General features: G+C 52.9%; 12 protein-coding genes. 3 read left to right on the top strand and 9 right to left on the bottom strand.

What is annotated here, in order from left to right; genetic code table 11:
- Nucleotides 1–94: 94 nt before the first annotated feature.
- Nucleotides 95–1,270 carry a hypothetical protein gene (locus ACO6UY_RS20335; RefSeq protein WP_422491017.1) on the bottom strand — a complete coding sequence of 392 codons (1,176 nt, stop codon included), beginning with the start codon at nt 1,268–1,270 and terminating at the stop codon, nt 95–97.
- 264 nt (nt 1,271–1,534) lie between these two features.
- On the opposite strand from ACO6UY_RS20335, the gene ACO6UY_RS20330 reads away from it, so the two are divergent.
- The 3 genes from ACO6UY_RS20330 to ACO6UY_RS20320 all read left to right on the top strand — a co-directional run bounded on the left by ACO6UY_RS20330 (nt 1,535) and on the right by ACO6UY_RS20320 (nt 8,104).
- On the top strand, nt 1,535–2,122 hold the full coding sequence (locus ACO6UY_RS20330) for a Maf family protein (protein WP_422491016.1): 588 nt from the start codon (nt 1,535–1,537) through the stop codon (nt 2,120–2,122).
- A gap of 303 nt (nt 2,123–2,425) precedes the next feature.
- Nucleotides 2,426–3,904, top strand: a complete 1,479-nt coding sequence (gene rng, locus ACO6UY_RS20325) for a ribonuclease G (RefSeq protein ID WP_422491015.1) — start codon at nt 2,426–2,428, stop codon at nt 3,902–3,904.
- Nucleotides 3,905–4,192: 288 nt separating this feature from the next.
- Nucleotides 4,193–8,104: a YhdP family protein gene (locus ACO6UY_RS20320; RefSeq protein WP_422491013.1), complete on the top strand. Its 3,912-nt coding sequence runs from the start codon at nt 4,193–4,195 to the stop codon at nt 8,102–8,104.
- Nucleotides 8,105–8,180: 76 nt separating this feature from the next.
- Here the strand turns inward: ACO6UY_RS20320 and ACO6UY_RS20315 are convergent, their stop codons facing one another.
- From ACO6UY_RS20315 to ACO6UY_RS20280, 8 genes are all read right to left on the bottom strand, one after another.
- On the bottom strand, nt 8,181–9,797 hold the full coding sequence (locus tag ACO6UY_RS20315) for an RING finger domain-containing protein (RefSeq protein WP_422449234.1): 1,617 nt from the start codon (nt 9,795–9,797) through the stop codon (nt 8,181–8,183).
- A gap of 317 nt (nt 9,798–10,114) precedes the next feature.
- Nucleotides 10,115–11,812, bottom strand: a complete 1,698-nt coding sequence (locus tag ACO6UY_RS20310) for an RING finger domain-containing protein (protein ID WP_422467740.1) — start codon at nt 11,810–11,812, stop codon at nt 10,115–10,117.
- A 535-nt stretch (nt 11,813–12,347) separates the two neighbouring features.
- Nucleotides 12,348–13,832, bottom strand: coding sequence for an ankyrin repeat domain-containing protein (locus tag ACO6UY_RS20305; protein ID WP_422449230.1), 1,485 nt, complete (start codon nt 13,830–13,832; stop codon nt 12,348–12,350).
- Between the two features lie 172 nt (nt 13,833–14,004).
- On the bottom strand, nt 14,005–15,918 hold the full coding sequence (locus ACO6UY_RS20300; RefSeq protein ID WP_422449228.1) for an RING finger domain-containing protein: 1,914 nt from the start codon (nt 15,916–15,918) through the stop codon (nt 14,005–14,007).
- 343 nt (nt 15,919–16,261) lie between these two features.
- Nucleotides 16,262–17,641, bottom strand: a complete 1,380-nt coding sequence (locus ACO6UY_RS20295; RefSeq protein ID WP_422449226.1) for an RING finger domain-containing protein — start codon at nt 17,639–17,641, stop codon at nt 16,262–16,264.
- A 357-nt stretch (nt 17,642–17,998) separates the two neighbouring features.
- Nucleotides 17,999–19,615 (bottom strand): RING finger domain-containing protein, encoded by a 1,617-nt coding sequence (locus ACO6UY_RS20290; protein WP_422491012.1) that lies wholly within the window; start codon nt 19,613–19,615, stop codon nt 17,999–18,001.
- A 256-nt stretch (nt 19,616–19,871) separates the two neighbouring features.
- On the bottom strand, nt 19,872–21,080 hold the full coding sequence (locus ACO6UY_RS20285; RefSeq protein WP_422449222.1) for an RING finger domain-containing protein: 1,209 nt from the start codon (nt 21,078–21,080) through the stop codon (nt 19,872–19,874).
- A 169-nt stretch (nt 21,081–21,249) separates the two neighbouring features.
- Nucleotides 21,250–22,371, bottom strand: coding sequence for a tetratricopeptide repeat protein (locus ACO6UY_RS20280; protein WP_422491026.1), 1,122 nt, complete (start codon nt 22,369–22,371; stop codon nt 21,250–21,252).
- Nucleotides 22,372–22,496: the final 125 nt, after the last annotated feature.

The following is a 22,496-nucleotide window of genomic DNA, read 5'->3' as shown; positions in this document are numbered from 1 at the left end:
TCCCCTGCCGGGAAAAGGCAACTGCTGGCAAAAACACCCAACCGCGATTCTCCCGGGAGTGTAGAAAACCAACGCAGCCTTTTCTCAGGAAGATTCATCGGCGAATATGTCTTTCGACAAGATTTTTAACAAGTTTTTTCCACTCTTTTGGCAAGAACCATTCCTTGGGGTTAAATTGAACAAAAGCGGCTAACTCGAAATAATGTTGCAATATTTCTTCCTCCTCCCTGGCTGTAAGCTGCTTTTTAGGTGGAAGTTGATCCAGTTGAGTCGTTTCGTCTACAAATTCATAAGGAAATGCGCGAATCTCATATTCAGCAGGCCCCCCTGAGTGGAATTTATTGCCTTTTCCGACAACGATGGCTTTGTGGGTAGCCGCAATTCCGTAACAGGCACGTGTAGAAACACCATTATCAATCAGGGTTCTGACATCATTAACCAGTGGCTTTAAAACCTCATCCCAGTTCTCAGGAGTCCGTATATACTCGTCTTCGTCTTTGTCTTCGTCTACTGCTAACAATTTCTTACCATCCAGTAGTTCATTTTCCTCTGACGTAGATTTTTTATGCATTAAGAAAGCATTTTGTTTTGCGTATTCGCTAAATGATGTTGTGATGTAGGTTGCCATTGTGTATTTTTCGCCCTCGAATTCCCAACGAATAACAGCGGGTTTGATTTCAATGGTCGGAACACCTAATTTTTCCAGGTATCTATTCATCATTAATTCATCATAGAATTGGTGTGGTCGATTATTCATTGCCAGTGCCTGTCCACCGCCAATATCGTAGTAACGTCTGGATTCACCAATTCTTAGCTCTTCCCCGAACTTAAATGTTGTAAAAGCATTTTGGTCTGGAGTAATCAACTCAATTGGACTATCACCATTCAGGGCCTCAAGCAGTTGTCGGTGAGCTGCTTCCGGGATAGCCTCTGGAGGATGTAAGACGTTCTTTGCCAGAAAACGGTTGTGGTTTGCCATCGTAGTTTTGACATCGTTATCATGAATGTCTCTTATCCACTCTACCTTGGTTTGGAGATGGGTGACTTTTCTGTCATACAGGCTCTTGGCTGCATAAACAAGATCAACGCCCAGTGAAGGAATGAAGGCGGCTACAGATAGCACAGCGGCAACAACACGCCCAAAAAAGCGAGATGTTTTACTGGCAACAGTGTCAGAAATTTTTTTAAACCAGCTTACGCAGGTCCATTCACTATTTGGCGCATTCTGGGGGGAATTGAGCGCTGGATTACCGGCAGTGGGGCCTGTCATAGAAACCTCCTGTGTTTCTTTATTATGAGTATTGTTATAAGTAGTTGATTCTTTGATACCCACACCGTTCGCACTGAGTGAAGTGCGGTGCTCCCATCCTTTGGCTCCGCTCAGGAAGAGTGGGGTGTATGGCTATTAAAGCTTTTCTGGTGTTTTTGACCACTAACTAACGAATAAGTTCCAACTCTTTTATAATCCGTCTGCATTACGTTAGGCATCAGGCATCTATCCCTCTAATCTGTGTCGTTCAAAAAAAGGTTGAATATGATCTATCTGGCTTCCCAATCCCCGCGTCGAGCTGAGCTGTTACAGCAAATCGGTGTTTCCTTTCAGCAACTGGCCTGTGATATTGATGAAACCCCATTCCCCGGTGAGGCTCCAGCAGAGTATGTGCTGCGCATGGCCCGGGAAAAGGCAGCGGCAGGCTGGCAGGCATCAGTAACCCGGGATTCTGCCAAAATGCCTTTGTTGGCAGCAGATACAACGGTGGTCTGTAATGATCAAATTCTCGGCAAGCCTCAGAATTCAAACGATGCTCGTCGTATGTTGGGGATACTGTCCGGCAAGACTCATCAGGTGATGACCGCAGTAGCGGTCACCGATGGCAGTCAGCTGCAAACTGAGTTGTCGGTTACGGATGTGGTGTTTAATGACCTGCCTGATTCGTTGATTGATGATTATATTGCCTCCGGGGAGCCGACCGATAAAGCAGGTGCCTACGGAATTCAGGGCTATGGTGCAGTTTTGGTAGCGAGTCTGTCTGGCAGCTATTCCGGTGTTGTCGGGTTGCCGCTTATGGAAACTGCACGACTTCTGTCAGATTTTAATGTGCCATTCTGGCAAGCGGGCTGATAGTCCTTATTTCCAACTAAGGTGTCTCATTTTCTCTCCGTTTTTCAGTTCAAAAAAGAGCGTGAATACGCTCTCACAACATCATGGAACGGTTTTTGGTATAAAGTTTGTCAGGAAGCAAAAACCGGATGCAAATTGCTGGTATGATCGACTGATCTATTTTGTTTCTACCAGTACGTCAACCTCAGACGGCCTTTTAAGGAATGGTGGAAAGTGTATTGACCTGTGATGCCTGAGACGAAACTCATCGTCCGTCTGAAGAGGCACCACAGGTCAATGCATTAAAGGAATTGAGGGACTGGGATGAGCGAAGAAATTCTCATGAATATCACGCCCATGGAATCACGGGTGGCTCTGGTTGAAAATGGGGTGCTGCAGGAGATCTATGTCGAGCGTGCCCGAAGTCGGGGTATTGTCGGCAATATTTATAAAGGGAAGGTGGTTCGTGTCCTGCCGGGAATGCAGGCCGCTTTTGTTGATATTGGCCTTGAACGGGCGGCGTTTATTCATGCCAGTGAAATTGCGCCCAGGCAGGACAGCCGCCATGAAAAAAACGGGGAAGAGACCCAGGAACGCCCGATTTATGAGTTGGTGCATGAAGGCCAGTCGCTGGTGGTTCAGGTAACCAAAGATCCCCTGGGAACCAAAGGTGCCCGCCTGACCACCCATATCTCCATTCCGGCCCGTTATCTGGTGCACATGCCAAAAAACAACCACGTTGGGATCTCGCTGCGCATCGAGGATGTTGAGGAGCGGGAACGTCTGCGGCAATTGGTTGAGTCTTGCCTTGGCGGTGATGATGGTGCCGGTGGCTTTATTCTGAGAACGGCAGCAGAAGGCATTGGCGAAGGTGAGGTGCGTGCGGATATTCTCTTTCTGCGCAGGCTGTGGGCCACCATCGAAGAGAATATCCGGGAGAGCAGGGCACCGGCCAATGTCTATGAAGACTTGCCGCTGCACTTGCGAACCATGCGTGACCTGGTCAATCCCAACATTGAAAAGATCCGCATTGATTCCCGGGAAACCTTTGAAAAGGTGTCCAAATTCGTCAAGAAGCTGGTGCCTGAGATTGACGGCCGGGTGGAATATTACCCCGGCGAACGCCCGATTTTTGATCTGTTTGGCGTTGAGGATGAGATCAACAAGGGGCTTAGCCGTAAAGTTCAGCTGAAGTCCGGTGGCTATCTGATTATTGACCAGACCGAAGCCATGACCACCATCGATGTCAACACCGGTGCCTTTGTTGGCCATCGTAATCTGGAAGAGACTATCTTTAAAACCAACCTTGAAGCGGCCGTTGCCATTGCCCGCCAGCTCCGTTTACGGAATTTGGGGGGGATCATCATTATCGACTTTATTGATATGGAAGATCCGGAGCATCAGCGGCAGGTTCAGCGTGCTTTTGAAAAGGCCATGGAACACGATCATGCCAAGACCAATTTTACCGGCGTCAGTGAACTGGGCCTGGTGGAGATGACCCGCAAGCGAACCCGTGAGTCACTGGAAAATGTTCTGTGTGAATCCTGCCCAACCTGTGAAGGCCGTGGTACCTTGAAAACGGCAGAAACGGTATGCTACGAGATTTTCCGGGAAATTCTCCGGGCGGTCCGGGCCTATGATGGCGACAGTTATACGGTGCTGGCAGCTGAGACCGTGATAGACCGTCTGCTGGATGAAGAGTCCAATAATGTCGCCGATCTTGAAGAGTTTATCCAGAAGCCTATTCGTTTTCAGGTAGAGCCGATCTACACCCAGGAACAGTTTGATGTAGTTCTGGTGTAACGAACGCTGCCCGCTTCCTGCTGCCCGCTACCCCGCTTCTCAGGGGTGCGGACAACGGGAAGCGGGTAGTGTTTTTTTAGTATTTGGTAATGGTTACTGGATTGCTATTTTGTTGAGCGTCACTTTTGTTATACGGCTGGCTGATGGTCAGTTGTCCAATGGTTTGTCAGGGCGGGAACTCGGTTGTTGAAGCGGATGGTAAACAGCCTCAGGCGGAGTGCTCCGTTTATTCATGAGGCAGATGGTGAAAAAACACCATCTGGCAGTCTCCGTCTACTGAATAGTTTGATGAAATGGAGTTGGCGGCTGCTACTGACCGGGTTAACCATTCTGGTCATTGTAGTAGGACTCGGGCGACTGATGTTCAGTGCCCTACCGGTTCTGCTGCCTCAGCTTTCAGGTTTTCTCAGCGACCGTTTACAGGCTGACCTGCAAATTGAGTCCATGTCGGCGCAATGGAATGATGGCGAGCCATGGTTATCCATGCAAGGGTTGACGCTTAAAGGTAAAGAGGCAGATCAGGCCGGGTTCAGTATCTCGCAGCTGGCTTTGGAATTGAGCCTGAAGGAGTCACTGTTACACTGGACGCCGGTATTTTCATCCCTGGAAATCAATGGCGTCAATGTTGCGCTGGTCCGTGGCGATGGTGCCCAGTGGGCGCTATCCGGTATTCAACGGGTTGCCGGGTCATCATTACAGGCTCCTGAATATCAACAAAGTTCTGCACTGGAATGGCTTGCCCTGCAAAAGAAGGTGGATATTCGTGATATCCGCCTGAATATGCGCAAAGCCAATGGTGAGGGCAGTGATATTCGTGGCCAGCATTTGACGGTCATGACGGATGGTGACCAGAAAAATCTGTCGGTCCGTCTTGAGGCGGGTGCTGGTTATCTTGCCATCGATGGCTCTGGCATCGTCGGCCCTGGTCAGTTTTCCCGGTGGCAGGGAGTGGCCGTCGCCAGTGATCTTGATGCTGAGCAGCTCTGTGTCCTGTGGTCTGGTTGTTATGATGATGTGCTGTCAGCAGTGGTACAGTTGGAGACCCGGTGGCTTTATGATGATGGGGCCTGGCAAGTACAGGGAGAGGTCGCTTCTCCTGATGTAACGTATCGGGATAACACTGGCGCGTTGAACCATCTTTCCGGGCAGACCCATGTATTTATGCGGGGCGTTTTGTCCCGGGAGCCGTTGTCAGAATCCAGCTGGCAGATCTGGCTGAATGGCCTCAATCTGGAGAACCGCCTGCATAACGGGACGGTTTATCAGTGGGAAAACAGCTGGTATCTGGCCGGTGGCCGTGCTGAAGAATATACGGTAACCGTAGCGACCGAAAACCTGGATCTGGATCTGCTGAAACGATGGTTACTGGATACCGATGCGCTTCCGGAACCGGTGGCTGATCTGGTGAATACCCTGAATCCCATTGGCCAGTTGAAGGATCTGGCCATCCGTTTTTACCCATCCCGTCAACCGTTTGATTTCGACTTGAGTGCCCGGCTTGACAATGTGTCGGTGGCTGCCTGGCATGGCGCTCCTTCCGGGGGCAATGTCAGTGGTCAGTTAAGGATGAACCTGCTGCAGGGCTATCTTGACCTGGATACCCGGAACTTCCAGCTGGGCTTTCCCAAACTGTTCCGGGAGACCTGGACATTTGCTACTGCCAAAGCACGCCTTTACTGGGATGTTATTGATGACTTTTATATTTTGAAGTCGGATGACATCGCCCTGGTGGGGGCTGAAGGTGATCTGAAAGGCAAGCTCAGGCTTGATATCCCGCTGAAATGGCATGAAGGTGACACCCTGGATATGGCATTGACGGTGGGCATGAGCAATGGTGATGCCCGCTATACGGGCAAATACCTGCCAGCCTTGCGGCCCATGAACAGCGGTCTGGTGCACTGGCTGGATACCGCCATCCGCAAGGCAGATATCTTAGGGGGCGGGTTTATTTATAACGGTGCTCTATCTGGTGGTAAGCGTGGAGATATCGGCCCGCAGGATTCCCGATGGGGACTTTTTTTTGATCTCCAGAATGGCGAGCTGGACTACGCGCCTGACTGGCCTGTGATTACCGGCCTGGCCGGGCAGGTTTATGTTAACGATGACCGGGTGGAAGTACAGGGCCAGCAGGCAGAGTCAGCGGGTGGCCAACTGGATGGTATAGTCGCGCGAGTGCCGCTGGACGGGACATCAATACTCAGGATCAGCAGTCAGCTGAATGCCAGTGGCGAGACTCTGCAGCACTTTCTTACCCGGACACCCGTTAATGACTGGATGAAGGGTGCAGCAGAGCAATGGACGTTGCAGGGGCAGCTGGATGCCGGACTTGATTTGACACTTCCTCTGGATGACCCGGGCCGTTCTGAAGTGGATATCCGTGGCGCTGTGGAATCATTTACCTTCGGGATTCCTGAGGTGGGGATTGCCGCAAAAGGCATTGCCGGTGATCTCTCCTACAGCACTGACCGTGGACTTACTGCACGACAGTTATCTGGTCAACTGTTTGATCAGCCGGCTCAATTTCAGATACGTTCGATGGTACAGAATCAACAACCCGTTTCCACCGATATTGTCTGGTCAGGCAGAGCCTCAGTGTCTTCACTTCAGGACTGGCTGAAGCTGGATTGGCTCAGTTTGCTGGAGGGAGAAACGGATTATCGCGCCAGCTTATCCCTGGGATTAGACGACAATAACACGGAACTCATGGTCGGCAGTGAACTGCTTGGAGTTAATGTTGAGCTGCCAGCGCCGGTGGGTAAAACGGCGGATACACCGCTACCCCTGACGTTTTCTCTGACCAACAAAGCAGGTCACCAGCTGCTGGGTGTGACGCTGGGCAAACTGGGGCGGCTGGACATGAGAATGACGCCGGAGTTTTCCCCGGAGTCTGCCCTGATGACACTGGGTGACGATGCTTCCCACCCTGGTACAGGCTCTGCTGCCTGGCCTTCAGGGAATCAATTTCTGGTGACCGGTGCTTTGCCGGAACTGGATCTCGGTCCCTGGAAGGCTCGCTTTGAAGGGCAGCCCGGTAGTCCTGTCGAGCAACAGTTGGCCTCACGCCTGGCCCTTGACAATGTTCGCCTCGGTTCACTGAAGTATGGGGATTATCTCTGGCCGGATATATCGGTTTCACTTCAGCAGGCGGTTCAGAATCAGAGGTCACAGTCTGACAGAAAAGGTATGAAACTGGCCGTTGATGGACAGACACTGAAAGGTGATTTATGGATTCCTGACCAGCAAACTGCACCGTGGTCTCTTTATATTGACCGTGTACATCTGCCAGAGCCTGCTTCTGAAACCGCTTCCGGAGATAGTCCTTCAGAATCCGGGGACAGCCTGGCGGACATCAATCCGGCAACGTTGCCCAATCTTGATGTGAACATCAACCATATTCAGGTTGGCGGCCGAACGCCTGCAAGCATCGGTTTTAAACTTCGTCATGGACCCAACGGTGTCAAGATCGATCATATTACCGGTGAGCTGTCGGGTATGTCGCTGAATGGTCTGGCAGACTGGGTGCTGACGGACGGTGAACAGCGCAGCTGGGTTCAGGGAGAACTTAAGGGCACGGACATCACAGCATTGCAGAAAGCCCTGGGCTCTTCAGGTTTTCTTGAGGCCAGGGAAAGCCGTTTCGAGGCCAGCCTGAACTGGGATGGATCGCCTCTTGGAGGTTCGATTGCCACCATGAAAGGCCGGATCGATTTGCTGCTGAAGAAGGGGCGGCTGCGCAAAGTCGATAATGGCTCGTCGGAAGCACTTAAATTATTTGGTATTTTTAATACCGAAGCACTGACCAGAAGGATAAAGCTGGACTTTTCCGATCTCTACTCGTCCGGTATCAGTTTTGATCAAATCAAGGGCAGCCTGAACTTTAACCGGGGACTGATTACCTTCAATTCACCCATGGTGATCGAAGGACCGTCTTCCGACTTCAAACTGGATGGCACTATCGATACCAACACCGAACAGCTGGATCTGAGTCTGGTGGTTACCCTGCCTGTGTCATCCAATCTGCCGATTCTCAGCGTACTGCTGGGCACTGCTCCCCAGGTGGCGGGTATTATTTACATTGCGGACAGACTGGTGGGCAAACAGGTGGATCAGCTGGCCAGCATCCGTTACCGGATTCATGGCTCCTTTGCTGACCCTAAAATGACCCTGGACAGGCTGTTCTCCAATAAGCCGAAAAAATAACCCGGCCGATATAATCTTCCTGATTCATCCTCTGCCTGAATGTACTCTGAATACGCAAAGGCTTTTGGCGGATCTATCAGGAAGCTACCTCCACACTGCTTTTGAGGTTCCTCAGGTTTTTCATAGCCTTGGCATGCCCCAGCCTGGCTGCCATACGGTACCAGCGCTCCGCTTCATACAGATTTGCCACAAAGCCCTTGCTACCTAGCTCAAACAGAGTGCCCAGTTTGTTCATGGCTGAAGCATTACCCCGCTCAGACGCCCTGAGCAACCAGGGGATCGCCTGGTCCAGATCTATCTCAAAGCCCTCGTCACCATACAGATAAAGGCCACCCAGCTTGTTCATGGCGGAATCATCGCCCAGCATGGCCGCCTTCAGGTACCACCGCTCCGCTTCACGCAGATCTACCCCAAAGCCCCCGTCAGCATAGTGATGAAGGTAGCCCAGCAGGTACATGGCTGAAGCTATAATGGCTGGATCTTTCCCCCGCTCAACCACCTTGAGCAACCAGATTTTCGCCTGGTGCAGATCTGCCTCAAAGCCCTCGCCGCCATAAAGATACAGGTAACCCAGGTTAAACATGGCCCTGACACCTTCCAGCTCAACCGCTTTGAGCCACCAGGATTTCGCCTGGTGCAGATCTTTCTCAAAGCCATTGTCACCCTCGTAATACTGGCAGCCCAGGTTGGTCATGGCTCCAACATCCCCCATTCCAGCCGCCTTGAGCAACAGGAACTTTCCCTGATCCTGATGATCTGCCGGTAAGCCCTCGCCGCCACCCAGATACAGTAGGGCCAGGTTATTCATGGCGCAGGCATCCCCCAATCCGGCCGCTTCCAGGTACCAGTGCTCCGCTTTGCACAGATCTGCCGCGAAGTCCTTGCCACCATGCTCATACTGGTAGGCCAGGTTATTCATGGCTGAAGTATCCCCCAGCTCAGCCGCCTTAAGGTACCAGCTCTGGGCTTTGTGCAGATCTATCTCAAAGCCCTTGCCACCATTTGTATACACGATGCCCAGGCTGTACATGGCTGCAATATCCCCCAGCTCAGCCGCCTTAAGGTACCAGCTCTGGGCTTTGTGCAGATCTATCGAAAAGCCCTCGCCACCAAACTGATACAGGTAGCCCAGATGCCACATGGCGGCAATATCCCCCAACTCAGCGGCCTTGATATACCATTGCTCCGCTTTGTGCAGATCTACCGGAATGCCCTCACCACCATTCTGGAAAAGCTCCCCCAGGTTTCTCAGACCGATCGGGTCGGATCCTCCCCTTCTGGCCAGCAGCAGGGCCGCATCGAGGTGCTTATTGGCAACGGCCATGGCCAGGGGCGTTTTACCCGCCGCTCGGCCCGCATCCACCTCCACCCCCCGTTGCAGCAGGGCCTGGATGATCTTGATATCACCCTTCTTTGCCGCGTTGACCATCTGATGCCGCCAGTCCCGGGGCAGAGGCAGGTTTTTCACCACCATATTTTGAATGACTTCCCGCCCGTAAGGGCAGGTCACATGGCCTTTTGTCCAGCTGGAAAGGCACTTAAAGTGAAACTTATGCCTGCAGGGCCTGGCAATAGCGACGCACCTGCCCACAAACTTCTGATTGGTGGATGAGTAGAGGTCATCATGGCAGATCGAGCAGATTGTGGGCTCGGTGGGCACAACAACTGCTGCACTGGAGGGAATGCTGTTCACGCCAGGTAACTTCCTTACTTTTTGGGATTGCTACTCTGACTGTGTTGATCTCAAAAATATCCCGTACCAGGTTCTGAAAATATCAAAAAACCAGCTTTGTGGATTTCCTGAATTCCAGAACAGATCAAAATATGGGAAAAGAAGGTGGTTATACGGTTATAACGCACACAATTTTATCGATGCAGGAGGTATAGATATATATTCATTGTCGTGAAACATATTTTGCTGAACCTTTTTTCGCTCCCGTGGGACGCAAAATATTGTCACCTGCCATGGGCATTTGGCGGATCTGTCGGGAAGCCTGCTCTACCATCATTTTATGCCTTACAGTCTGCTGCCGTGGATTCGCCCTCTGGGTGGGCGCGGCCGGGTTCTTCAGGAAAGGCTTCATCAAGTCCGCGTTTTTTTGCGAGTTGCGGTTTAGAGGCTTTTTCCCGATTTTTGATGGCCAGGTCTCTCCTCAGTTGAGCAGCCTTGAGCAACAGTCGTTTTCCCTCGTACCTATGTTCCGGAAATTTTTCGCCACCACGCAGATACAGGTGACCCAGCCTACTCATGGCCAGAGGAGACCCCAGCTCAATGGCTTTCAGGTACCATCGCTCTGCTTCACGCAGATCTATCTTAAAGCCCTCGCCACCATACTGATATAGGCGACCCAGGTTGTACATGGCTAAAACATCCCCCAGCCCAGCCGCCTTCAGGTACCATCGCTCCGCTTCATGCAGATCTACCTCAAAGCCCGCGCCACCAAAATGATATAGGCGGCCCAGCATGTACATGGCTGAAGCTATATTGGCTGGATCTTTTCCCGGCTCAACCACCTTGAGCAACCAGATTTTCGCCTGATGCAGATCTGCCGGAAAGTTCTCGCCACCATGCAGATACAGGTAACTCAGGTGATGCATCGCTTCAACATATCCCAGCTCACCCGCCTTGAGCCACCAGGATTTCGCCTGGTGCAGATCTTTCTCAAAGCCATCCTCACCGTGGAAATACTGGCACCCCAAGTTGGTCATGGCTCCAAGATCCCCCAACTCAGCCGCCTTGAACAACCGGGACTTTCCCCGATCCTGATGATCTGCCGGTAAGCCCTCGCCGCCATCCAGATACAGTAGTGCCAGGTTATTCATGGCGCAGACATCCCCCAATCCAACCGCCTTCAGGTACCAGTGCTCCGATTTGCCCAGATCTACCGCGAAGTCCTTGCCACCGTCTTGATACAGGCAGGCCAGGTTATTCATGGCTGTAGTATCCCCCAGCTCAGCCGACTTAAGGTACCAGCTCTCGGCTTTGTGCGGATCGGCTGGAAAGCCCTCACCACCATTTGCATACACGATGCCCAGGCTGCACATGGCTTCAATATCCCCCAGCTCAGCCGCCTTAAGATACCAGCTCACGGCTTTATGCAGATCTATCGACAAGCCCTCGCCACCAAACTGATACAGGTAGCCCAGATGCCACATGGCTTCAACATCCCCCAACTCAGCCGCCTTGAGATACCAATGCTCCGCTTTGTGCAGATCTACCGGAATGCCCTCACCACCATCATTGAACAGTCTTCCCAGGTTGCTCAGACCGATCGGGTCCGATCCTCCCCTTCCGGCCAGCAGCAGGGCAGCATTGAGATGCTTATTGTCAACGGCCAGGGCCAGGGGAGTTTCACCCGCAGTTTGGCCCGCATCCACCTTTGCCCCCCGTTGCAGCAGGGCCTGGAGGATCTTGATATCACCCTCCTCTGCCGCGTTGACCATCTTGTTCTTCCAGCCCCGGGGCAGGTGCAGGTTTTTCACCACCATATTTTTAATGACTTTCCGCTCGTAAGGGCAGGTCACGTGGTCTTTTGTCCAGCGGGAAAGGCACTTAAAGTGAAACTTATGCCCACAGGGTCTGGCAATAGCGACGCGCCTGCCCACAAACTTCCGATTTTTGGGTGAGTAGAGGTCATCATGGCAGATCGGGCAGGTTGGGGGCTCGGTGGGTACAACAACTGCTGTACTGGAGGGCACGCTGTTCACGCCAGGTAACTTCCTTATGTTTTTGGGATTGTTACTCTGACTGTGTTGATCTCAAAAATATCCCGTACCAGGATCTAAAAATATCAAAAAACAGCTTTATATATTTCATGAATTCCAGAACAGGTCAAAATATCCGAAAATAAGGCGTTTATACGGTTATAACGTACACAATTTTATGGATGCAGGAAGTATAGAGATACAAATTTATTGTCGTTTAAATCGACGTGAACTTTAACAGGCCAGCATTGGTTAGGAGCTGTCCTGAAATAACTTCGACATTTCTACAGTCGCTACCCGCTACCCGCCGCCCGCTTCCCGAAAAGCTGGAACCACTTGTGCTTTTGCGGGCAGCGGGTGGCGGGAAGCGGGCGGCGACATTTTCCCGGACTGAATAAAATGATGAAGTTATTCCGGGACAATTCCTTATCGGATTCATGGCTCCTTTGATGGTCCCGGGATAATCCGGAAATAACTCTGGACAGCCTCCCGGGGGACGCAAAATATTGTCACGTACCATGGGCATTTGGTGGATCTATCAGGAAGCCTTCTCTACCATCGTTTTATGCCCGTTACTGTCTGCTGCAGTGGATTCGCCCTCTGGGTGGGCGCGGCCGGGTTCATCAGGAAAGGCTTCATCAAACCCGCGCTTTTTAGCTGGTAGCGGTTTAGAGAGTTTTTCCAGTTTTTTCATGGCCAGGTCATTCCCCAACTCAGCCGCCTTGAGCAACCAGGCCTTCGCCTGGTCCAGATCTACCGAAAAGTCCACCCCACCATGCTCATACAGATGACTCAGGTGGAACATGGCCGCAGCGTTACCCAGATCAGCCGCCTTGAGCAACCAAAACTTCGCCTGTTGCAGATCCACTGGAAAGCGTTTGCGACCATACAGATATAAGCAGCCCAGGTTGCTCATGGCTGAAACATATCCCAGCTCAGCGGCTTTGCGGTACAATTGTTCCGCTTTGTGCGGGTCTGCCTCAAAGCCTTCGCCACCATTCGCATAACGGTTGCCGAGGATGTTCATGGATTGCGTAATCCCCAGCCCAGAGGCCCTGAGCAACAGGCGCTTTCCCAGATATGGATTTGCCTCAAAGCCCCTGTCACCGCGCAGATACAGTTCACCCAGGTTATTCATGGCCCGGGGATCCCCCAGTCCAATCGCCTTTATGTACCATCGCTCCGCTTCACGTAAATCTACCTCAAAACCCACGCCACCATGCTGATAGAGGCACCCCAGGTTGTACATGGCGGTGACACAGCCCTGCCCGGCCGCCTTGAACAACAGGAACTTTCCCTGGTCCGGATCTGCCTTAAAGCCCTCGCGACCATGCTGATAAAGGTGACCCAGGTTGTTCATGGCAGCAATATGCCCCAGTCCAGCCGCCTCATAGTACCAACGCTCCGCTTTGCGCAGATCTACCGCAATGCCCTCGCCACCATCCTGATACAGGCAGCCCAGGCTGTACATGGCGGAAGCGTCCCACAGCTCAGCAGCCTTAAGGAACCATTGCTCCGCTTTGCACAGATCTACTGGAACGCCCTCGCCGCCAAGCCGGTACAGATACCCCAGCTTTCTCAGGCCGATTGGGTCGGACCCTCCCCGGTCGGCCAGCAGCAGGGCAACATCGAGGTGCTTATTGATAGCGGCCAGGGCCAGTGGCGTTTTGCCCGGGCTCTGGCCTGCATCCACGTCCGCACCCCGGTTCAGCAGGGCCCGGATGATCCCGATATCGCCTTTCTTTGCCGCCTTGACCATCTGCTGCTTCCAGCCCCTGGGCAAGGTCAGGTTTTCTACCACCACACCCTCAATGGCCCCTCGCCCGCAGGGGCACTTCAGATGAGCTTCTGTCCAGCGGGTAAGGCAGTTAAGGTGGAATTTATGCCCGCAGGGCCTGGCTATGGCGACGTGCCTGCCGACAAACTCCGGCTTTTCAGGTCGGTAGAGGTCATCGTGGCAGATCGGGCAGTTTGAGGGGGCGGTGGGTATGGCTACAGTCGCACTGGATGGAACGCTGTTCATGTAAGGGGCTTCGTTACATTGCTAAGTCCGTTACTCAGACCGGGTAGCCCCCAAAAATATCCATTACCAGGCTCTGAAAATCTCAATGATCATCAATGGGTCACATCTCTGCCGGGAATCATTGAAGCTTTGTGATTAACGCTTGTAGCTGATCCGGAAGCCCTCGCTATCATCATTTTATGCCTCCAGCCCCGGATTCTCCTTCCGGGCGGGCGTGGCCGGGTTCATCAGTAAAGGTTTTATCAAACCCGCGTTTTTTAGCTGGTTGTGGTTTAGAGACTTTTTCCAGTTTTTTGATGGCCAGGTCATTCCCCAACTCAGCCGCCTTGAGCAACCAGGCCTTCGCCTGGTCCAGATCTACCGGGAAGTCCGCCCCACCATGCTCATACAGATGACTCAGGTGGAACATGGCCCAAGCGTTACCCAGGTCAGCCGCCTTGAGCAACCAGAGCTTCGCCTGCTGCAGATCCACCTGAAAGTGTTTGCGACCATACAGATATAACCAGCCCAGGTTGCTCATGGCTGAAACATATCCCAGCTCAGCGGCCTTGAGGAAAAAGTGTTTTGCTTTGTGCGGATCTGCCTCAAAGCCCACGTCACCAAGCACATAACGGTTGCCGAGGGTGTTCATGGATGGCGCATTTCCCAGCTCAGCCGCCTTGAGCAACAGGCGTTCTCCCTTGTACTGGTCTGCCGGAAAGTTCTTGCCACCACCCAGATACAGGTGACCCAGTTTACTCATGGCCAGAGGAGACCCCAGCTCAATGGCTTTCAGGTACAAGCGCTCCGCTTCACGCAGATCTAACCCAAAGTCCTGGTCAGCATAGTGATGAAGGTAAACCAGCTGGTACATGGCTGAAGCTACAATGGCTGGATCTTCCCCCAGCTCAACCGCCTTGAGCAACCAGATTTTCGCCTGGTGCAGATCTGCCGGAAAGTTCTCGCCACCATGAAGACACAGGTAACCCAGGTGAAGCATGGCTTTAGCACATCCCAGCTCAATCGCCTTGAGCCACCAGGATTTCGCCTGGTGCAGATCTTTCTCAAAGCCATTGTTACCCTTGAAATACTGCCAGCCCAGACTGGTCATTGCTCCAACATCCCCCATTCCAGCCGCCTTGAACAACAGGAACTTTGCCTGATCCTGATCTGCCGGTAAGCCCTCGCCGCCATCCAGATACAGTATGGCCAGGTTAGTCATGGTGCAGGCATCCCCCAATCCAGCCGCCTCACAGTACCAGTGCTCCGCTTTGCGCAGATCTACCGCGAAGTCCTTGCCACCATTATGATACAGGCAGCCCAGGTTGTTCATGGCTATAATATCCCCCAGCTCAGCCGCCTTAAGGTACCAGCTCTCGGCTTTGTGCAGATCGGCTGGAAAGCCCTCGCCACCATTTGCAAAGACGATGCCCAGTCTGCACATGGCTGCAATATCCCCCAGCTCAGCCGCCTTAAGGTACCAGCTCTCGGCTTTGTGCAGATCTACCGGAAAGCCCTTGCCACCATGCTGATACAGGTGGCCCAGCTGCCACATGGCTGCAATATCCCCCAACTCAGCCGCCTTGAGGTACCAGTGCTCCGCTTTGTGCAGATCTACCGGAATGCCCTCACCACCATTCTGGAAAAGACACCCCAGGTTGCTCAGACCGATCGGGTCGGATCCACCCCTTCTGGCCAGCAGCAGGGCAGCATCGAGGTGCTTATTGGCAGCGGCCCAGGCAAGGGGGGTTTTTCCTGAAGTCCGGCCCGCATCCACCTTTGCCCCCCGTTGCAGCAGGGTCTGGATGATCTTGATATCACCCTCCTTTGCCGCGTTGACCATCTGACGCCGCCAGCCCCGGGGCAGGGGCAGGTTTTTCACCACCATATGTTTAATGACTCCCCGCCCGTAAGGGCAGGTCAGATGGTCTTTTGTCCAGCGGGAAAGGCACTTAAAGTGAAACTTATGCCCGCAGGGCCTGGCAATAGCGACGTGCCTGCCCACAAACTTCCGATTTTTGGATGAGTAGAGGCTATCATGGCAGATCGGGCAGATTGGAGGCTCGGTGGGTACAATAACTGCTGCACTGGAGGGAACGCTGTTCATGCCAGGTAACTCCCTTACGTTTTTGGGATTGCTACTCTGACTGTGTTGATCTCAAAAATATCCCGTAACAGGTTCTGAAAATATCAAAAAACCAGCTTTATAGATTTCTTGAATTACAGAAAAGGTCAAAATATCGGAAAAGAAGGCGGTTATACGATTATAACTTACACAATTTTATGGATGCAGGAGGTATAAAGATATAGATTTATTGTCGTTTAAGTCGATCTGGACTTTAACAGGCCGACATTGGTTACCGGATTCATGGCCCCTTTGATGATCCCGGGATAATCCTGAAATAACCCGGGACAGCCTCCCGGGGACGTGCCATGGGCATTTGGTGGATCTATCGGGGAGCATTCTCTACCATCGTTTTATAACCCTTACAGTCTGCTGCCGTGGATTCGCCCACTGTGTGGGCGCGGCCGGTTTCATCAGGAAAGGCTTCATCAAACCCGCGTTTTTTAGCGGGTTGCGGTTTAAAGGCTTTTTCCAGTTTTTTGATGGCCAGGTCATACCCCAACTCAGCCGCCTTGAGCAACCAGGCTTTCGCCTGGTCCAGATCTACCGGAAAGTTCGCTCCACTGCGCTCATACAGCTCGCTCAGGTTGTACATGGCAGCAGCGCAACCCAGATCAGCCGCTTTGAGCAACCAGATTTTCGCCTGGCGCAGATCTACCGGAAAGTTCTCGTCGCCATCCAGATAAAAGCAACCCAGGTGAAACATGGCTCCAATATCCCCCAGCCCAGCCGCTTTGAACAACAGGAGCTTTCCCCGATCCGGATCTGCCGGTAAGCCCTCGCCTCCCTCCAGGTACACCAGGCCCAGGTTGCTCATGGCGCAAGCATCCCCCAGCCCAGCCGCCTCTATGTACAATCGCTCCGCTTTGCGCAGATCTACCGCGAAGTCCTCACCACCATAATGATACAGGTAGCCCAGATTATTCATGGCTACAACATGCCCCAGCTCAGCCGCCTTCAGGTACCAGCTCTCGGCTTTGTGCAGATCGGCTGGAAAGCCCTCGCCACCGTCGCTATACACCATGCCCAGGCCGCACATGGCTTTAATATGCCCCAGCTCAGCCGCCTTAAGGTACCAGCTCTCCGCTTTGTGCAGATCTACCGCGAAGTCCTTGCCACCATAATGATACAGGTAGCCCAGATGCCACATGCCTGCAATATCCCCCAACTCAGCCGCCTTGAGGTACCAGTGCTCCGCTTTGCTTAGGTCTACCGGAATGCCCTCACAACCATCGTGGAGCAGCTTCCCCAGGTTGTTCAGTCCGATCGGGTCGGATCCTCCCCTTCTGGCGAGCAGCAGAGCAACATCGAGGTGCTTATTGGCAGCGGCCCGGGCCAGGGGAGTTTTACCCACAGTTCGGCCCGCATCCACCTTCGCCCCCCGTTGCAGCAGGGCCTGGATGATCTTGAGATCACCCTCCTTTGCCGCGTTGACCATTTGACGCCGCCAGCCCCGTGGCAGGGGCAGGTTTTTCACCACCATAATATTGTTAATGACTTCCCGCCCGTAAGGGCAGGTCAGATGGTCTTTGGTCCAGCGGGAAAGGCACTTAAAGTGAAACTTATGCCCGCAGGGCCTGGCAATAGCGACACGCCTGCCCACAAACTTCCGATTAGTGGATGAGTAGAGGCCATCATGGCAGATCGGGCAGATTGAGGGCTCGGTGGGTACAACAACTGCTGCACTGGAGGGAAGGCTGTTCATACCAGGTAACTCCCTTGCATTTTTGGGATTGCTACTCTGACTGTGTTGATCTCAAAAATATCCCGTAACAGGTTCTGAAAATATCAAAAAACAGCTTTATAGATTTCGTGAATTCCAGAACAGGGCAAAATATCCGAAAAAAAGTGGTTATACAGTTATAACATATACAATTTTATCGATGCAGGAGGTATATAGATATAAATTCATTGTCGTTTAATTCGACCCAGACTTTAACAGGCCAGCATTGGTTACCGGATTCATGGCTCCTTTGATGATCCCGGGATAACCCGGAAATAACTCTGGACAGCCTCCCGGGGGACACAAAATATTGTCACCTGCCATGGGCATTTGGCGGCTCTATCGGGAAGCCTGCTCTATCATCGTTTTATACCCGTTACTGTCTGCTGCCGTGGATTCGCCCTCTGTGTGGGCGCGGCCGGTTTCATCAGGAAAGGCTTCATCAAGCCCGCGTTTTTTAGCGGGTTGCGGTTTAGAGACTTTTTTCAGTTTTTTGATGTCCAGGTCTCTCCTCAACTGAGCCGCCTTGAGCAACAGTCGTTTTCCCTTGTACCTATGTTCCGGAAATTTTTCGCCACCACGCAGATACAGATGACCCAGGCTACTCATGGCCAGATGAGACCCCAGCTCAATGGCTTTCAGGTACCAGCGCTCCGCTTCAAGCAGATCTATCTTAAAGCCCTCGCCACCATACTGATATAGGCGACCCAGCATGTACATGGCTGAAGCTATAATGGCTGGATCTTTTCCCAGCTCAATCACCTTGAGCAACAAGGTTTTCGCCTGGTGCAGATCTGCCGGAAAGTTCTCGCCACCATGCAGATACAGGCTTCCCAGGTGATGCATGGCTAGAACATATCTCAGCTCAACCGCCTTGAGCCACCAGGATTTCGCCTGGTGTAGATCTTGCTCAAAGCCCTTGTCACCCTTAAAACAGTGCCAGCCCAGATTGGACATGGCTCCGGAATCCCCAAGCCCAGCCGCCTTGAACAACAGGAACTTTCCCTGATCCTGATGATCTGCCGGTAAGCCCTCGCCGCCATCCAGATACAGTAGGGCCAGGTTATTCATGGCGCAGGCATCCCCCAATCCAGCTGCCTTCAGGTACCAGTGCTCCGATTTGCGCAAATCTGCCGCGAAGTCCTTGCCACCATGCCGATACTGGTAGGCCAGGTTATTCATGGCTGTAGTATCCCCCAGATCAGCTGCCTTCAGGTACCAGCTCTCGGCTTTGTGCAGATCGGCTGGAAAGCTCTCGCCACCATGTGCATAGACGATGCCCAGGCTGCACATGGCTGCAATATCCCCCAGCTCAGCTGCCTTAAGGTACCAGCTCTCAGCTTTGTGCAGATCTTTCGAAAAGCCCTCGCCACCAAACTGATACAGGTAGCCCAGATGCCACATGGCTGCAATATCCCCCAGCTCAGCCGCCTTGAGATACCAGTGCTCCGCTTTGCTTAGATCTACCACAATGCCCTCACCACCATCCTTGAAAAGATTCCCCAGGTTTCTCAGACCGATCGGGTCGGATCCACCCCTTCCGGCCAGCAGCAGGGCAGCATCGAGATGCTTATTGGCAACGGCCAGGGCCAGGGGAGTTTCACCCGCAGTTTGGCCCGCATCCACCTTCGCTCCCCGTTGCAGCAGGGCCTGGATGATCTTGATATCACCCTCCTCTGCCGCGTTGACCATCTGATTCTTCCAGCCCCGGGGCAGGGGCAGGTTTTTCACCACCATATTTTTAATGACTTCCTGCCCGTAAGGGCAGGTCACGTAGTCTTTTGTCCAGCGGGAAAGGCACTTAAAGTGAAACTTATGCCCGCAGGGTCTGGCAATAGCGACGTGCCTGCCCACAAACTTCCGATTTTTGGGTGAGTAGAGGTCATCATGGCAGATCGGGCAGGTTGGGGGCTCGGTGGGTACAACAACTGCTGTACTGAAGGGCACGCTGTTCACGCCAGGTAACTTCCTTGCGTTTTGGGATTGTTACTCTGACTGTGTTGATCTCAAAAATATCCCGTAACAGGTTCTGAAAATATCAAAAAACAGCTTTATAGATTTCATGAATTCCAGAACAGGGCAAAATATCCAAAAAAAAGTGGTTATACAGTCATAACGTACACATTTTTATGGATGCAGGAAGTATAGAGATACAAATTTATTGTCGTTTAAGTAGGCCTGAACTTTAACAGGCCAGCATTGGTTACCGGATTCATGGCTCCTGTGGATGGGCGTGGCCGGGTTCATCAGGAAAGGCTTCATCAAACCCGCGTTTTTTAGCGGGTTGCGGTTTAGAGAGTTCTTCCAGTTTTTTCATGGCCCGGGCATTCCCCAATTCAGCCGCCTTCTGGTACCAGCTCTGCGCTTTGCCGGGATCTGTCGGAAAGTCCGTTCTACCATACTCATACAGCTGGCCCAGGCAGTACATGGCGACAGCATCACCCAGCCCGGCCGCCTTGAGCAACAGGCGTTTTCCCTTGTGCGGATTTGCCGGAAAGTCTTTGCCACCGCGCAGATACAGGACAGCCAAATTGTTCATGGCCGCAGAGCACCTCCGCTTGATCGCGTGCAGATACCAGTGCTCCGCTTTGCGCAGATCTATCTTGAAGCCCACGCCACCATGGTGATACAGGTTGCCAAGGTTGTACATGGCTCCAACACTCCCCAGCCCGGCCGCCTTGAACAACAGGAACGTTCCCCGGTCCGGATCTGCCTCAAAGCCCTCGCCACCATACTGATACAGGTAACCCAGATTGCTCATGGCCAGAACAATCCCCCTCCCAGCCGCCTCCCGGTACCAGTACTCCGCTTTACGCAGATCTACCCCAAAGCCCTCGCCACCATGATGATACAGGTGAGCCAGGAGGCACATGGCTGAAGCATCCCCCAGCACGGCCGCCCTAAGTAACCAGCACTCCGCTTTGCGCAGATCGACCGGAACGCCCTCGCCACCAAACCTGTACAAACGCCCCAGTTCTCTCAGACCGACCAGGTCGGCCCCCCCCCGGTCGGCCAGTAGCAGAGCAACATCGAGGTGCTTATTGGTAGCGGCCAGAGCCAGTGGTGTTTTACCCGGGCTCTGGCCCGCATCCACGTCCGCACCCAGGTTCAGCAGAACCCGGATGATCCCGATATCGCCTTGTTTTGCCGCATTGGTCATCTGCTGCTGCCAGCCCCCGGGCAAGGTCCGGTTTTCCAACAACATATCCTCAATGGCCCTTCGCCCGTAAGGGCACTCAAGATGATCCTTTCTCCAGCGATCAAGGCATTTAAAGTGGAATTTATGCCCGCAGGGCCTGGCTGTGGCGACGTACCTGCCCGCAAACTCGGGATTTTCAGGTCGGTAGAGATCATCGTGGCAGATCGGGCAGTTTGGGGGGGCAGTGGGTATGACTGCTGCAATGGACGAAACACGGTTCATCTAAGGTACCCCTTGCGTGTTTGGGTTGGTTACTCAGACCGGGTAGAACCCAAAAATATCCAGTACCAGGCTCTGAAAATCTCAATGATCATCAACGGGTCACATCTGTGCCGGGAATAATTGCAGCTTTGTGATTAACGCTTGTAGCTGATCTGTCGGGAAGCCCTCGTTAACACCGTTTTATGCCTCCAGCCCCGGATTCGCCTTCCGGGCAGGCGTGGTCGGGTTCATCAGGAAAGGCTTCATCAAACCCGCGTTTTTTAGCGGGTTGCGGTTCAGGGAGTTTTTTCAGGTTTCTCATGGCCGAGGCATCTCCCAGCCCAGCCGCCTTGAGAAACAAGGCTCTTGCCTGGGGCAGATCTACCTCAAAGCCCTCGCCACCATCCCTGTAAAGGCAGCCCAGGTTGTTCATGGCTGAAGCGTTTCCCAGCCCGACCGCCCTGAGCAACAAGCGTTTCCCTTGCTCCGGATTCGCTGGCAAGCCCTCGCCACCGTACAAATACAGGAGGCCCAGGTTGTTCATGGCCACAGAATACTCCAGCCGAACCGCTTCCAGGTACCAGTGCTCCGCTTTGCACAGATCTACCGCAAAGTCCTTGCTACCATGCTCATACAGGTAGCCCAGGTTGTTCATGGCCATAACATCCCCCAGCTCAGCTGCATTTAGATACCATCGTTCCGCTTCATGCAGATCTACCTCAAAGCCCACGCCACCATGCTGATACAGTAAGCCCAGGTTGTACATGGCTGACTCTTCATCCAGCCCGGCCGCCTTGAACAACAGGAACTTCCCTTGCTCCGGATTCGCTGGCAAGCCCTTGCCACCTTCCAAATACAGGAAGCCCAGGTTGTTCATGGCACCAGTATGCCCATGCTCAATCGCCTTTAAGTACCAGAGCTCAGCTTCGTGCAGATTGACCGGAAAGTCCTTGCCACCATGCTCATTCAGGTAGCCCAGATTGTACATGGATATGGCATCATCCAGTCTGGCCGCTTTAATGTACCATCGTTCTGCCTCACGGAGATCTACCGGAAAGTCCGCTCCACCTTGCTCATAGAGTTCGCCCAGGTTGTACATGGCAACAGTGTTATCCAGATCAGCCGCCTTTTGCAGCCAGTATTTTGCCTTGTGCAGATCTGCCGGAAAGCCCTCGCCACCATTGTTATACAGGAGGCCCAGGTTGTTCATGGCTAAGTCATTCCCCAGCATGGCTGCCTTCATATACCAGCGCTCCGCTACATGCAGATTTACCTCAATGCCCTCGCCACCATCCTGGAACAGATCCCCCAGCTTGCACAGACCGATCGGGTCGGGTCCTCCCCTGCTGGCCAGCAGCAGGGCAACCTCAAGATGCTTGTTGGTAGCGGCCCAGACCAGGGGGGAAGCTGGCCCTTATACACATCTCCGAGCCCACG

It is taken from the genome of Endozoicomonas sp. ALE010, from assembly GCF_049310165.1.
In the GTDB taxonomy this organism is placed as follows: Bacteria; Pseudomonadota; Gammaproteobacteria; order Pseudomonadales; family Endozoicomonadaceae; genus Endozoicomonas.
This window is presented reverse-complemented; position numbering and strand designations above follow the sequence as displayed.